Source organism: Pseudomonas sp. LBUM1645 (assembly GCF_059716185.1).
Genome location: NZ_CP166811.1, coordinates 5386078 through 5399332 on the forward strand (window position 1 = coordinate 5386078; position 13255 = coordinate 5399332).

General features: G+C 59.2%; 9 protein-coding genes. 3 read left to right on the forward strand and 6 right to left on the reverse strand.

Annotation, left to right across the window (positions count from 1 at the left end; translation table 11 throughout):
* Positions 1 to 272 precede the first annotated feature (272 nt).
* Positions 273 to 968 (forward strand): aquaporin Z, encoded by a 696-nt coding sequence (gene aqpZ, locus ACA079_RS24370; protein WP_095127861.1) that lies wholly within the window; start codon positions 273 to 275, stop codon positions 966 to 968.
* Between the two features lie 15 nt (positions 969 to 983).
* Here aqpZ and ACA079_RS24375 read toward each other — a convergent pair whose 3' ends face one another.
* A complete protein-coding gene (locus tag ACA079_RS24375) occupies positions 984 to 2108 on the reverse strand; it encodes a GNAT family N-acetyltransferase (protein ID WP_497701227.1) in 1125 nt (374 codons plus the stop codon).
* Positions 2109 to 2391: 283 nt separating this feature from the next.
* On the opposite strand from ACA079_RS24375, the gene ACA079_RS24380 reads away from it, so the two are divergent.
* Positions 2392 to 3708 carry a putative porin gene (locus ACA079_RS24380; protein WP_497701228.1) on the forward strand — a complete coding sequence of 439 codons (1317 nt, stop codon included), beginning with the start codon at positions 2392 to 2394 and terminating at the stop codon, positions 3706 to 3708.
* A gap of 133 nt (positions 3709 to 3841) precedes the next feature.
* Here ACA079_RS24380 and ACA079_RS24385 read toward each other — a convergent pair whose 3' ends face one another.
* The 5 genes from ACA079_RS24385 to aceK all read right to left on the reverse strand — a co-directional run bounded on the left by ACA079_RS24385 (position 3842) and on the right by aceK (position 12124).
* Positions 3842 to 4078, reverse strand: coding sequence for an anti-sigma factor family protein (locus ACA079_RS24385; protein ID WP_497701229.1), 237 nt, complete (start codon positions 4076 to 4078; stop codon positions 3842 to 3844).
* Positions 4072 to 4683: an RNA polymerase sigma factor gene (locus ACA079_RS24390; RefSeq protein ID WP_497701230.1), complete on the reverse strand. Its 612-nt coding sequence runs from the start codon at positions 4681 to 4683 to the stop codon at positions 4072 to 4074. Before ACA079_RS24390 ends, ACA079_RS24385 begins: the two co-directional genes overlap by 7 nt.
* A 154-nt stretch (positions 4684 to 4837) precedes the next feature.
* On the reverse strand, positions 4838 to 5959 hold the full coding sequence (locus ACA079_RS24395) for a beta-ketoacyl-ACP synthase III (protein WP_497701231.1): 1122 nt from the start codon (positions 5957 to 5959) through the stop codon (positions 4838 to 4840).
* A gap of 311 nt (positions 5960 to 6270) precedes the next feature.
* Entirely contained in the window at positions 6271 to 10182 is a 3912-nt protein-coding gene (gene hrpA, locus ACA079_RS24400; RefSeq protein WP_497701232.1) for an ATP-dependent RNA helicase HrpA, read from the reverse strand.
* 223 nt (positions 10183 to 10405) lie between these two features.
* A complete protein-coding gene (gene aceK / locus ACA079_RS24405) occupies positions 10406 to 12124 on the reverse strand; it encodes a bifunctional isocitrate dehydrogenase kinase/phosphatase (RefSeq protein WP_497701233.1) in 1719 nt (572 codons plus the stop codon).
* A gap of 130 nt (positions 12125 to 12254) precedes the next feature.
* Here aceK and ACA079_RS24410 point away from each other — a divergent pair, with 130 nt between their 5' ends.
* Positions 12255 to 13163, forward strand: a complete 909-nt coding sequence (locus tag ACA079_RS24410; protein ID WP_497701234.1) for a DMT family transporter — start codon at positions 12255 to 12257, stop codon at positions 13161 to 13163.
* Positions 13164 to 13255 lie beyond the last annotated feature (92 nt).

The window sequence follows — 13255 nt, forward strand, 5'->3', positions numbered from 1 at the left end:
AGCGAGCTTGCTCGCGATAGCGGTGTATCAGGCGCCATCAATGTCGACTGATACACCGCTATCGCGAGCAAGCTCGCTCCCACATTTATCTTCGACAACCTGAAAAACCGTCAGAGACCGTCAACCACGGAGTCTGGCGGTTTTTTATGGCTGCTGGATATCCACCAAAACCCTGCTGTAATCAGCCAAGGTTCTGGAGATGAGCCTGTCGTAAATGTGCAGGATGCATCACTCGATGCAGTCTCGATAGGAAGCCTATCAAGGACGCTCTCATGTCTCTGTTCAAACGTTCAGTCACTGAGTTGTTAGGTACGTTCTGGCTGGTGTTGGGGGGTTGCGGCAGTGCGGTCCTGGCCGCGTCTTCTCCGCTAGGGATCGGGGTGCTGGGTGTGGCCCTGGCCTTTGGTCTGACGGTACTGACCATGGCATTCGCCATTGGCCATATTTCCGGCTGCCATCTCAACCCCGCCGTCTCGGTCGGTTTGTTCGTCGGCGGTCGATTCCCCGCCAAAGAGCTGCCCGCCTACATCATCGCTCAGGTGATTGGCGCGATTATCGCGGCGGCCTTGATCTACTACATCGCCAACGGCAAGGAAGGCTTCGATCTCGCCAACGGTCTGGCTTCCAACGGCTACGGCGAGCATTCTCCCGGCAAATACTCGATGGCCGCAGGCTTTGTCTGTGAGCTGGTGATGACGGCGATGTTCGTGCTGATCATCCTCGGCGCCACCGACAAGCGCGCCCCTGCCGGGCTGGCGCCGATCGCCATCGGCCTGGCCCTGACGCTGATTCACCTGATCTCGATTCCAGTCACCAACACCTCGGTCAACCCGGCCCGCAGCACTGGCCCGGCTCTGATCGTTGGAGGCTGGGCCATCGCGCAATTGTGGATGTTCTGGGTGGCGCCGCTGCTCGGCGCGGTGATCGGCGGCGTGACGTATCGATGGTTAGGCAAGGAAGGCAGCTGAAGCCCAGAGCGAGGATCAGTCTTGCCGGTAAGGCAAGGCCGTCCTCGCTTCCTCGGCATACGCCAACACACCAACGCGTTCTTGTTGCAGGAAGTCTTTGACGGCAGCTTTCAGGCCGGGATGACGCAAGTAGTGCCATGAATGAGTGATCACGGGTTCAAACCCACGAATCAACTTGTGCTCGCCCTGGGCACCGGCATCGAAACGCTGGAAGCCGTTGGCAATCGCGTAGTCCATGCCCTGGTAGAAACAGGTCTCGAAGTGCAAACGATCGAACTCCGCAAGACAGCCCCAGTAACGACCGTAAAAACTGTCGCCGCCCACCAGACTGAAGGCCATGGCCACCGGCCGTGAGCCTTGCTTGGCCAACACCACGCGAATGGATTCCGGCATGCGCTCGGCCAGCAAACTGAAAAACTCCCGCGTCAGATAGGGCCTTTGCCGACGCACAGCGTAGGTATTGGCGTAGCAGGCATAGACAAAATCCCACTGCGTCTGATCGAGCTGCCTACCTTCAAGCCATTCGAAATCAATACCCTGCCCCGCCACTTGTTCGCGTTCCTTGCGCATCTGCTTGCGCTTGCGCGAACTGAGGGCATCGAGGAAGTCCTGAAAATCCCGATAGCCGCGATTCTGCCAGTGGTACTGACAGCCGATTCGCTGCAACCAGCCTGGCTGCTCGGCCAAGGCTGCGTCAGTGAAAGGATCGGTGAAGTTGATGTGGGCACTGGAGAGTTGTTCGATTTCAAGGTAGCCCGGCAGGCTTTTCAACAGTTCGAAACCGTCCTCGAGCGTGGCTGCCAGTAAACGCGGGCCGCTGACCGGACTGAACGGTACGGCCGTCAGCAGCTTGGGGTAGTAATCGATACCGGCACGCTCGCAGGCATCAGCCCAGGCGTGATCGAACACGTACTCGCCGTAGGAATGCCATTTGCGGTAACTGGGCAGCGCGGCAATCAGGCGATCGCCTTCGATGTGCAGCAAATGCTCGGGTTTCCAGCCGGAATGAGGGCCGACGCTGCCGCTGTCTTCCAGCGCGCTGAGAAAGGCGTGGCGCAGAAAGGGCTGATTCTCGGGCACCAGGGCGTCCCACGTCTGCGACGCGATTTCGGACAGACTTTCCAGACGTTGCAGCGGCATCAGTTCTTTCCCTACTTCTTTGCGTGAAAGCCCGGCGAGTATCGCCCATCGCCAAAAAATCCACACGAGCAATCCGCCGACAGGGCTCTGGATAAGGGCGTACGCCCTATTTGTATCGTCATCGAGATGCCATCACATTGCCACTGCTCTGTCATAAACCATCGCGATACTGGCGCCTGTTTTTAGAGCGCCGGGTTCTAAACCTGGTCACTGTTTTCCGTCCGTCAACGGTCGGTTGTGTCCTGGATGGCTCAGTCATCCCATTACATCTTCGGAGATTGATATGCGTCTTGCTTCCACGAAAACTGCGGCGGCCTTGTGTGGCGGGTTGCTGCTGGCCATGAGTGTTCCGGCCAGCGCCGCAGTCGACGCCAAACTGCTCGACATGCTCAAGGCAAACGGCTCGATTTCGCCTGCGCAGTACACCGAACTGCAAGCCGAGTTGGCCAGGGATCAGAAAGACCAGCAAATCGCCCGCCAGGCTCAACAAGAGACCAACGAGCAGATCGCAGCGACTGCGAAGAAAACCAATGAACTGAGTACCTTCGACCAGAAACTGGCGTGGGCTGCCAAGACCCAATTCAAGGGTGACGTGCGTTTCCGTCAGGAAAACGTCCACAACGATGGCGTTTCAAACAACAAAGACCAGGATCGTCAGCGCATTCGTGCCCGCCTGGGTGCCTACACCGAGATCAACCCGCAAGTCGACACCGGTATCCGTATCGCCACCGGCAACAACGATGACCCTCGCTCCACCAACCAGAGCCTGGACAACTACTTCGACAAGAAGCAGATCTGGCTGGACCAGGGTTACGTCGACTACCACCCGGACGCGATCAAGAACCTGCACATCGTTGGCGGCAAGATGCCACAGCAATGGGTGAGCATGGGCGACATCATCTGGGATAGCGACATCAGCCCGGAAGGTCTGTCGGTGGCTTACAAATACCCGCTGGGCGCCAGCACCGAGCTGTTCGGTAGCGCCGGTCACTACACCCTCAAGGACAACGTCGACGGCGACGGCGTGCAGTTCAAACACGACTTGCGTCTGTACGCCGGCCAGCTGGGCGCGCGCTTCGCTATCACTGACAACCTGAAATTCACCTTGGGTGGCAGCGTCTACGGCTACGACAACGACGACGACATCACCCCGGTCGCCGGCGTCATCCCAGGCCAACTGGCCATCAACGGCAACAGCCCGAACGAACAGTTCAAACTGTACGAAGGCTTTGGTCAGCTCGACATCGGCGGTCTGCCACTGCCACTCTCGCTGTACGGTCAGTACGTCAACAACAAAGACGCCAGCAACGATCAGGACTCTGCCTGGTTGGCCGGTGTCAAGACCAAGTTCTACGGTTTCGCAGTGGACTACAACTACCGCGATGTACAGCGTAACGCTGTGGTGGGTGCCTTCACCGACTCCGACTTCGCCAACGGCTTCACCGGTTCGCGCGGCAGCAAGCTGAAAGTGAGCTACGAGCTGGACAAAAACTTCAACCTCGGTGCGACGTACTTCATGGCTAACTCTGACTACACCAACGCCAACCTGAAAGACTCGGACATCAACACCCTGCAATTGGACGCCGAAGCCAAGTTCTAAGCAGTACCGTTCCACGCCTCGGGTCATGGATGCCTGAGGCGCTTTACAGTCTGGCGCGGATGGATCGATCCCCATCATCCGTTCGATGCATCCACGCCGGCCTGTTTCTCTTCACTGCCATTGATCCACCCCGCTATGGATCGCCTTTGAGATGTTCAGCGGCGAGACGCTTAGCGAGTGTGTCGATATCCGGCACCGCTTCCTCCGGCATCGCGCGCAATGTCGCCTGCATCAAACGCATCTGCCGTATGAACCGCCGGCAATTAGGGCAGAACATCAGGTGATGACGCACCATCAGCCGCTCACGAAAACTCAACTGACCATCGAGATAATCGCTGGAGCGCGCCACTTGTTCCTTGCAGGTCAGCATTCGCCGGTTTCCTCAAAATGTTCTACGGTCGCAAAGACCTTCAACCGTGCCCGATGCAGCAGCACGCGAACATTGGAGAGCGAGATTTCCAGAAGATTACAGATCTCTTCCAGCTCCAGCCCCTGACGCTCGCGAAGTAACAAAACACTGCTTTGCAGTTCCGACAAACTGAGCAACGTGTGTTCCAGGCATTCACGCAGCTCGTTTTCAGTCAACAGCGCCTCTGGCGTGTCTTGATGCCAGGCGAACGGAGCGATCAGCCAGTGGCCATCGCCATGCGAAAAACGATCATCATCGAGGGTGCCGTGAGGCGATGGTAGGTCGTCGAGCAAGACTTCCCGACGGTTTTGTTTGTAGCGACCTTTGGCCGAGTTTGCGGTGATGGTCAGCAACCAGGTCTTAAGGCTCGAACGCCCCTCGAACCCTTTGAGGTTACGCACCACCGACAACCACGAGTCCTGCACTACTTCGTCGGCATGCCGGTTACCTACGATGGCGTATGCCACTGCGCGCATGGCGCTCTGGTAGGTGCTGACCAACTCTTTGAAAGCCTGTTGCTCACCCGCCAGCAATCGCTCGAGCAGTTGCGCGTCGTCAGCCGCCATTCACAAATCCCCTTGTCCAGACCTCGAAAAACAAATCAGCAAGACTTGGCCGTAGGCCTCGTCCTGCTGTCATTTCCGAAAATTACAGCGTCCAGACTGTTTCGAATGTAGGAATAGTCTTGCGAATCAGGGGAAAAAACGACAGCAGTTCAACTCAGCGTTTACGCAGAATCACGCTACCAATCGAGTAACCGGCGCCGAACGAGCTGAGCACTGCCAGCGAACCGGCGGCCAGATCGTCCTGGTTCTTGTGAAACGCAATCACAGAACCGGCAGAGCTGGTGTTGGCGTAGGTGTCGAGAATCACCGGGGCTTCTTCTTCAGTGGCTTCACGGCCCAGCAGTTTCTTGACGATCAGGTGGTTCATGCTGAGGTTGGCCTGATGCAGCCAGAAGCGTTTCACGTCGCTGATGTTGAGCGTGTTCTCTTCCAGATGCGTAGCGATCAGCTCGGCGACCATCGGGCAGACATCGCGGAATACCTTGCGGCCTTCCTGCACGAACAGTTTGTCCTTGGCACCGATGCCCTCTTCCGCCGCGCGGTTGAGGAAGCCGAAGTTGTTGCGGATGTTGTTGGAGAACTTGGTCAGCAGCTTGGTGCTGACGATGTCGAACTGGTACTTGGACGTTGCCAGGTCAGCACGTTCGATGATCACCGCAGTCGCGGCGTCGCCGAAGATGAAGTGGCTGTCGCGGTCGCGGAAGTTCAGGTGACCGGTGCAGACTTCCGGGTTGACCATCAAAATCGCCCGGGCCTGACCCAGTTGCACGCTGTTGGTCGCAGCCTGAATGCCGAAGGTCGCCGAGGAGCAGGCGACGTTCATGTCATAACCGAAACCCTGAATGCCCAAGGCTTCCTGGACTTCGATGGCGATGGCCGGGTAGGCACGTTGCAGGTTGGAGCAGGCGACGATCACGCCGTCGATGTCCGCGGCGGTTTTGCCGGCACGCTGCAAGGCTTGCTCGGCGGCGCCGATGGCCATTTGGCAAAGCACCGACCACTCGTCATTCGAGCGTTCCGGCAGGCGTGGCGCCATGCGTTGCGGGTCGAGAATGCCTTCCTTGTCCATGACAAAGCGGCTTTTGATGCCAGAGGCCTTTTCGATAAACGCCGCGCTGGACTCGGTCAACGCTTCGATTTCGCCGCGCGCGATGGCGTCGGCATTGTCGGCGTTGAATTGCACGACGTAAGCGTTGAAAGACTGCACCAGCTCTTCGTTGGAGATGCTGTTGGCCGGGGTGTACAGGCCGGTGCCGCTGATGACGACGTTATGCATGGTCGTTTCTCTAATCTGTTCAGGCAGAAAGTGTTGGCACCGACGTACCAACACACAAAGGATCTGCTCCCGTCAGGGGGAGCAAACCTGGCATCGCTTTATTCCGATCCGCCCAGACCTGTGAAGGCTCAAAACCGCGGGGCCGGCGTTTATAGGCGCGAAGTTTGCCATAAACATCGTGGTTTGGCCCTATTTGCTGGATCAAACACATACCAAATGTGGGAGCGAGCTTGCTCGCGATAGCGGAGTGTCAGTCAACATTGATGTTGAGGCTGACGGCCTCATCGCGAGCAAGCTCGCTCCCACAGGGATTAGGGTTCGACCTGGGTCCACTGCTTGTTCAGGCGCTTGTCGGAGATCGGCACCTTGGTCCCCAATTGTTGGGCGAACAGGGAAACCCGGTATTCCTCCAGCCACCAGCGATAGAGTTCCAGCTGCGGATCGCGTTTGCCTTCCTGGGCATGTTTGTTGGCGCGGGTTTGATATTGCGTCCACAGGCCAGACAACTCGCCACTCCAGACCCGATCCCTCTGCACCTGAGCGCCGATTTTCTCGAAGCGCTGCTCGACCGCTTTCAGATAACGCGGCAACTCCTTGAGCCACTGCATCGGGGTTTCACGAACGAAGCCCGGATACACCAGATGACTGAGTTGCTGCTTGATGTCGTTCAACGCTACGGCTTGCGCCAGATCAATCTTGCCCTTGAAGCGTTTTTGCAGGCCGTGCCAGAGCTTGAGGATTTCCAGTGTCAGCTTCGCCAGCCGTTCGGCGTGCTCGGTCCAGCCGCCGCGTTTGCGCTCGGCCAGTGACGCCAACCCGGCGCCATCCCGTGGCAGCGGGTCTTCGCCGTCGAGAATGCAACTATCGAGGCTGGCCAGCAGGATGTCTTCGACCAGACTGTCGATGCGCCCCATGTCGCGGTACATCAGGCCCAATTCGATCAGCCCCGGCAACTTGCCACGCAGGAACTTCGCCGGTTCGGCCAGTTGCTGCATCAGCAAACGCTGCAAGGCGCGGCGATGTTGAAACTCTGCCTCGGCCGGCGTCGAGAAACGTCCTTCCTTGACCGTGCCGCTCTCTTCCACCAGCGCCGGATACACCGTCATCGATAGCCCGGCGATCTTCTGCTGGGTTTTCTCGGCGACGGCGGCAAACACCTTCGGCTCCACCGGTTGCTGATTTTTCGCAGTTTGCGGCACAGCCAACGCGGCCTGACTGGCTTCGGCAAAGCGTGCGGTCAGTTCCGCCAGATCACGCCCTTCGCCCAGGAACTTGCCCTGGCCGTCGACGATTTCCAGGTTCATCCGCAAATGACTGTCGACCTGCTGCGACGCTTCGGCCCAGGCTTCATCGCTGACCCGCGCACCGGTCATGCGCAACAGTTCGCGCCCCAGCGCTTGAGGCAACGAGCCCTCGGCGAAAGTCATGCGTTGCAATGCGGCTTTGACGAAGTCCGGCACCGGTACGAAATTCTTGCGCAGGGCTTTGGGCAGGTTGCGCACCAGCGCGATGCACTTGGCCTCGATGACGCCCGGCACCAGCCATTCCAGGCGCTCCGGCGGCAGCATCGGCAACAACGGCGCCGGCACACGCAGGGTCACGCCGTCACGCGGGTGGTTCGGTTCGAAGTGATAACTCAGCGCCAACTCCAGATCGCCGATGTGCAAGGTATCGGGGTAATGCAGCGCGGTGACTTCACTCGCCTCGCGGGCCAGTACGTCTTCTTCGCGCATGATCAGCAGCTGCGGGTCTTTCTGGCTGTTGACTCGGTACCAGCTGTCGAAGGTCGCGGTCTGGTGGATCTCCGCCGGCAGTCGCGCATCGTAGAAGGCGAACAGGGTTTCTTCGTCGGCGAGAATGTCGCGACGGCGAGCCTTGGCTTCCAGTTCGTCGAGCTGTTCCAGCAGTTGCGCATTGGCCGTCAGGCACTTGGCCTTGGATTGAATCTCGCCGCGTACCAGACCTTCACGAATGAAGAACTCACGGGACACCACCGGATCAATCGGCCCGTAATGCACCGGCCGGCGACCGACCACGATCAGCCCGAACAAAGTGATTTGCTCGAAGGCCACGACCTGGCCGCGCTTCTTCTCCCAATGGGGTTCGAAGTGGTTCTTCTTGATCAGGTGCCCGGCCAACGGCTCGATCCAGTCGGCGTCAATCTTGGCGACCATCCGCGCATACAGCTTGGTGGTTTCCACCAGTTCGGCGGCCATCAGCCATTGCGGACGCTTCTTGCCGAGGCCCGATGACGGGTGAATCCAGAAACGCCGCTGACGGGCGCCGAGGTAGTCGCCGTCTTCGGTTTTCTGACCGATCTGGCTGAGCAGCCCCGAGAGCACGGCTTTGTGCAGTTTCGGGTAATCCGCCGGTTCCTTGTTGAGGCTCAACTGCATGTCGCGGCAGATCAGGCTCAACTGACGGTGAGAGTCACGCCATTCGCGCAGACGCAGGTAATTCAGGAAGTTCTTGCGACACCAATTGCGCAGCGGGCTGGCGGTCAGCGCCTGGCGCTGTTCTTCGAAACCGCGCCACAGATTGACCAGCCCGGCGAAATCCGAGTCCACGTCTTTCCATTGCGCGTGCGCCTGATCGGCAGCCTGTTGGCGTTCCGGCGGACGCTCGCGCGGGTCCTGAATCGACATGGCGCTGGCGACGATCAGCACTTCCTGCAAGCTGCCGAGTTTCGCCGCTTCCAGCAGCATTCGGCCCATGCGCGGGTCCACCGGCAACCGCGCCAATTGACGGCCAAGCGGCGTCAGCTGGCTGTTGCGGTCGACCGCCGAGAGTTCTTGCAGCAGGTTGAAACCGTCGCTGATGGCTTTGCCATCCGGCGGTTCGATAAACGGGAAATCGGTGATCTCGCCGAGGCGCAGATGCAGCATCTGCAAAATCACCGCTGCGAGGTTGGTGCGCAGAATTTCCGGATCGGTAAATTCCGGGCGACCGATGAAGTCTTCTTCGCCATAGAGGCGGATGCAAATACCCGGCTCGACCCGCCCGCAGCGACCTTTACGTTGATTGGCGCTGGCCTGGGAAATCGCTTCGATGGGCAGACGCTGGACCTTGGCGCGATAGCTGTAACGGCTGATGCGCGCGGTGCCGCTGTCGATCACGTAACGAATTCCCGGCACGGTCAGCGAGGTTTCCGCGACGTTGGTCGCCAACACGACGCGACGGCCTGGGTGCGACTGGAAAATCCGCTGCTGTTCGGCCGGCGACAGGCGTGCGTAGAGCGGCAGAATCTCAGTGTGCTTGAGCTGGGCCTTGCGCAGCATATCCGCAGCGTCGCGAATTTCACGCTCGCCGGGCAGGAACACCAGCACATCGCCCGGGCTCTTGCGCTCGCTGCGTTCGAACGCGGCGATTTCGTCGAGGGTGGCGAGGATCGCCTGATCCACGGTCAGGTCATCCTCGACGCGGTTGCCCTCTTCGTCCTGCTCCAGGGTCAGTGGGCGGTACCAGGTTTCTACCGGGAAGGTGCGGCCCGAGACTTCAACAATCGGCGCATCGTCGAAGTGCTTGGAGAAGCGCTCCAGATCGATGGTCGCCGAGGTGATGATGACTTTCAGGTCCGGGCGACGCGGCAGCAGGGTTTTCAGGTAACCGAGCAGGAAGTCGATGTTCAGGCTGCGTTCGTGGGCTTCGTCGACGATGATCGTGTCGTAGCGTTCGAGGTAGCGATCGTTCTGGGTTTCCGCCAGCAGGATGCCATCGGTCATCAGCTTGATCAGGGTGTTGGAATCGCTCTGATCCTCGAACCGCACCTGATAGCCGACCAGCGCACCCAAAGGTGTCGCCAGTTCTTCGGCGACCCGGCTCGCCACGCTGCGGGCGGCGATTCGACGCGGCTGGGTGTGGCCGATCAGGCCATGCTGGCCGCGACCGATTTCCAGGCAGATCTTCGGCAACTGGGTGGTTTTACCCGAACCGGTTTCACCGGCAATGATCAGCACCTGATGCTTGAGCAGCGCTGCTTTGATCTCGTCGCGCTTGGCGGCGATCGGCAGGCTGTCGTCGTAACGAATCACCGGCAGGCTGGCCCGCCGCGCCAACACCTGATCACAGGACGCCTGCATGCGCGTCACCCACTGGGCCAGCTTGGCCTCATCAGGTTTTTTGCGCAGCTCAAGCAACTGCCGCCGCAGCCGGTGGCGGTCGGCGAGCATGGCGTGATCGAGGTTTTTCAGCAGTTTGTCGATGGAAGGCGATTCGTCAGTCATCAGGTACGCAATAAGTTGTCTGGTGGCGCAGGGGGGCGATTGTCGCAGATTTAAAGGACGAACGAGATCCCTTGTAGCAGCTGGCGAAGCCTGCGTTCGGCTGCGCAGCAGTCGCAAAACCTGCTTCCCGAGTATTCCTGATGTACCGCGAGCACCGGTTTTTGCGAGGACTGCGTCCTCGGACGCAGGCTTCGCCAGCTGCTACAGAGTCGTGCGGAGCCGGCTATTCGTTGTCCAGACCTTTACGGCGATAAGGGAACACATCGATGACCTTCCCCGCCCGAATTGCCTCTTGCAGGCTTTTCCAGTAATCGGCGTTGTACAACTCACCATGCAACTGATCAAACAACTTCCTTTGCCCGGAATCAGCAAACAAAAACGGCGGAAACTCTTCAGGAAACACATCCAGCGGCCCAATCGAATACCACGGCTCGGACGCCATCTCATCTTCCGGCGTACGCGGTAGCGGGATATGCCGGAAGTTGGCTTCAGTCAGGAAGCAGATCTCGTCATAGTCATAAAACACCACCCGCCCGTGACGCGTGACGCCGAAGTTTTTCAGCAGCATGTCGCCGGGAAAGATGTTCGCCGCCGCCAGTTGCTTGATCGCCAGGCCGTAATCTTCCAGCGCCTCGCGGACCTGAGCGTCGTTGGCGTTCTCCAGATACAGGTTCAACGGCGTCATCCGCCGTTCGGTCCAGCAGTGGCGGATCAGCACGGTGTCGCCTTCCACCGACACCGTGGACGCTGCCACCTCAAGCAATTCTTCCAGACAGGCCGGGTCGAACTTGCTCAACGGGAAGCGGAAGTCGGCAAATTCCTGGGTGTCGGCCAAACGCCCGACCCGGTCGACGCTTTTCACCAAACGGTACTTCTCGATCACCGTGGCGCGGTCGACGTTTTTCGACGGCGAGAAGCGGTCCTTGATGATTTTGAATACGGTGTTGAAGCCCGGCAGGGTAAACACGCTCATCACCATGCCGCGCACGCCCGGGGCCATGATGAACTGGTCGTCGGTGTTGGCCAGGTGATTGATCAGCGCCCGGTAGAACTCGGATTTTCCGTGTTTGTAGAAGCCGATCGAGGTGTACAGCTCGGCGATGTGCTTGCCCGGCAAAATGCGCTTGAGGAAACCGATGAACTCCGCCGGCACTGGCACGTCGACCATGAAATACGAACGGGTGAATGAGAAGATGATCGACACGTCCGCTTCATCGGTGATCAACGCATCGATCTGAATCCCGCGACCTTCGCGGTGCAGTAGCGGAATCACCAGCGGCCATTGTTCGTCCTGGGTGTAAATACGCCCGACCAGGTACGCGCCTTTGTTGCGGTAAAGCACCGAGGAAAACAGTTCGACGCTCAATTCCGGGTCCTTGCAGACCCAGTCCGGCAGGTTCTCGCGTAATTGCCCTTCGAGACGACTCAGGTCGCCCGCCAGGTTGGCGTAATCCTCGCTGAAACGGTAGTCGGCAAAAATGCTCGCCAGCATCCCGGACAACTGGCCCTGGGGCTTGTATGTGCGGGTTTGTGCGGCACGGGCCCGACGCAGGCTCGGCCGGGTGGTGTGGATGAACATGCAGCCGTCGCTGATCAGGTCGTGGCTGAACAGCCCGCAGAAAATCGAGTTGTACCAGGTTTCGGACAGTTCATCGTCGAAGCGCAGGTCGATCAGCGTGATGTAAGCGCTTTTGACCAGCGGCCAGCAGCTGACATCCAGCGTGTCGGCGTCGAAAGCGATGCGCAGCCGTTGCACCGTTTCGCTGACTTTTTCTTCGTAGAGATTGATCCGCGCGGCCGACGCCGTTTGCGTCTCCTGCCACTTGGCCTGCTCGAAGCGAGCCCGGGCGCCGTCGGTGATCTGGCGGAAATGCTCGCGATAATCGTCAAAGCCATCGAGGATCATTCGGGCGATGTCGGCGGCTGGCCATTGCTGCGGCATAGGTAAAACCTCGGCGGCTGAATCTTATCGTTGGGGGCTGAGCTTAGTGGCCCTTTGTTACGCAACGCAACCATTGCCTTGCGTCCTGACTGGCGCGACACTTGCTCGCCAATCAAGGAAGGAATGTGTTGTGAACCCCGTCGATACTCTGCGTTTGCTATCGCTTGCCGCCATTTGGGGCGCGAGCTTTCTGTTCATGCGCATCATTGCCCCGGTGATTGGCACAATCCCCACTGCTTTTTTCCGCGTATCGATTGCCGCGGTCGGGCTGTTGGTGATCCTCGGTCTGATGCGCATCAGCTGGGATTTCAAAGGCAAGCTCAAAACCGTGATGCTGCTCGGGGTGATCAACTCCGGGATTCCGGCGACCCTGTATTCGGTCGCCGCGCAAGTGCTGCCGGCCGGTTACTCGGCGATTTTCAACGCCACCACGCCACTGATGGGCGTGCTGATCGGCGGTCTGTTCTTCCATGAAAGGCTCACCGCCGCCAAACTTGGCGGCGTGTTCCTCGGGCTGTTGGGCGTGGGCATCCTGACCCGAGCCGGTCCGGTGGCGTTCGACATGGAACTGCTGATGGGCGCCCTCGCCTGCCTGCTCGCCACGACCTGCTACGGTTTCGCCGGATTCCTCGCGCGCCGCTGGCTTGATCAGGCCGGTGGTCTCGACAGTCGTCTATCGGCGGTGGGCAGCATGCTGGGCGCGACGTTGTTTCTGTTGCCGCTGTTCGGTTACAGCGTGATCAGCCAGCCACCGGAGAGCTGGGGCGGCTGGAATGTCTGGTTATCGTTGCTGGGGTTGGGGCTGGTATGTACCGCGTTGGCGTACATTATTTACTTCCGCCTGCTCAGCTCGGTCGGGCCGGTGAAGTCGATGACCACGACCTTTCTGATTCCGCCGTTCGGGGTGTTGTGGGGAGCGTTGTTGCTGGATGAGCCGTTGTCGATGGCGCACATCTATGGCGGGGTGTTGATTGCGGCGGCGTTGTGGTTGGTGTTGAAGACGGCGGTGGTGAAGTCGAAAGAGGTGGTTGCCAGGTAGTTTTGTGGTGTTGCTGATGACGCCATCGCGAGCAAGCTCGCTCCCACAGTTGATCTTCGTCGTGACAGAGATCCAATGTGGGAGCGAGCTTG

What these genes read in the sequence shown, in the direction of transcription:
- aqpZ (WP_095127861.1), top strand. Translation starts at nt 273, where the DNA reads ATGTCTCTGTTCAAACGTTCAGTCACTGAGTTGTTAGGTACGTTCTGG.
- ACA079_RS24375 (WP_497701227.1), bottom strand. Translation starts at nt 2,108, where the DNA reads ATGCCGCTGCAACGTCTGGAAAGTCTGTCCGAAATCGCGTCGCAGACG.
- ACA079_RS24380 (WP_497701228.1), top strand. Translation starts at nt 2,392, where the DNA reads ATGCGTCTTGCTTCCACGAAAACTGCGGCGGCCTTGTGTGGCGGGTTG.
- ACA079_RS24385 (WP_497701229.1), bottom strand. Translation starts at nt 4,078, where the DNA reads ATGCTGACCTGCAAGGAACAAGTGGCGCGCTCCAGCGATTATCTCGAT.
- ACA079_RS24390 (WP_497701230.1), bottom strand. Translation starts at nt 4,683, where the DNA reads ATGGCGGCTGACGACGCGCAACTGCTCGAGCGATTGCTGGCGGGTGAG.
- ACA079_RS24395 (WP_497701231.1), bottom strand. Translation starts at nt 5,959, where the DNA reads ATGCATAACGTCGTCATCAGCGGCACCGGCCTGTACACCCCGGCCAAC.
- hrpA (WP_497701232.1), bottom strand. Translation starts at nt 10,182, where the DNA reads ATGACTGACGAATCGCCTTCCATCGACAAACTGCTGAAAAACCTCGAT.
- aceK (WP_497701233.1), bottom strand. Translation starts at nt 12,124, where the DNA reads ATGCCGCAGCAATGGCCAGCCGCCGACATCGCCCGAATGATCCTCGAT.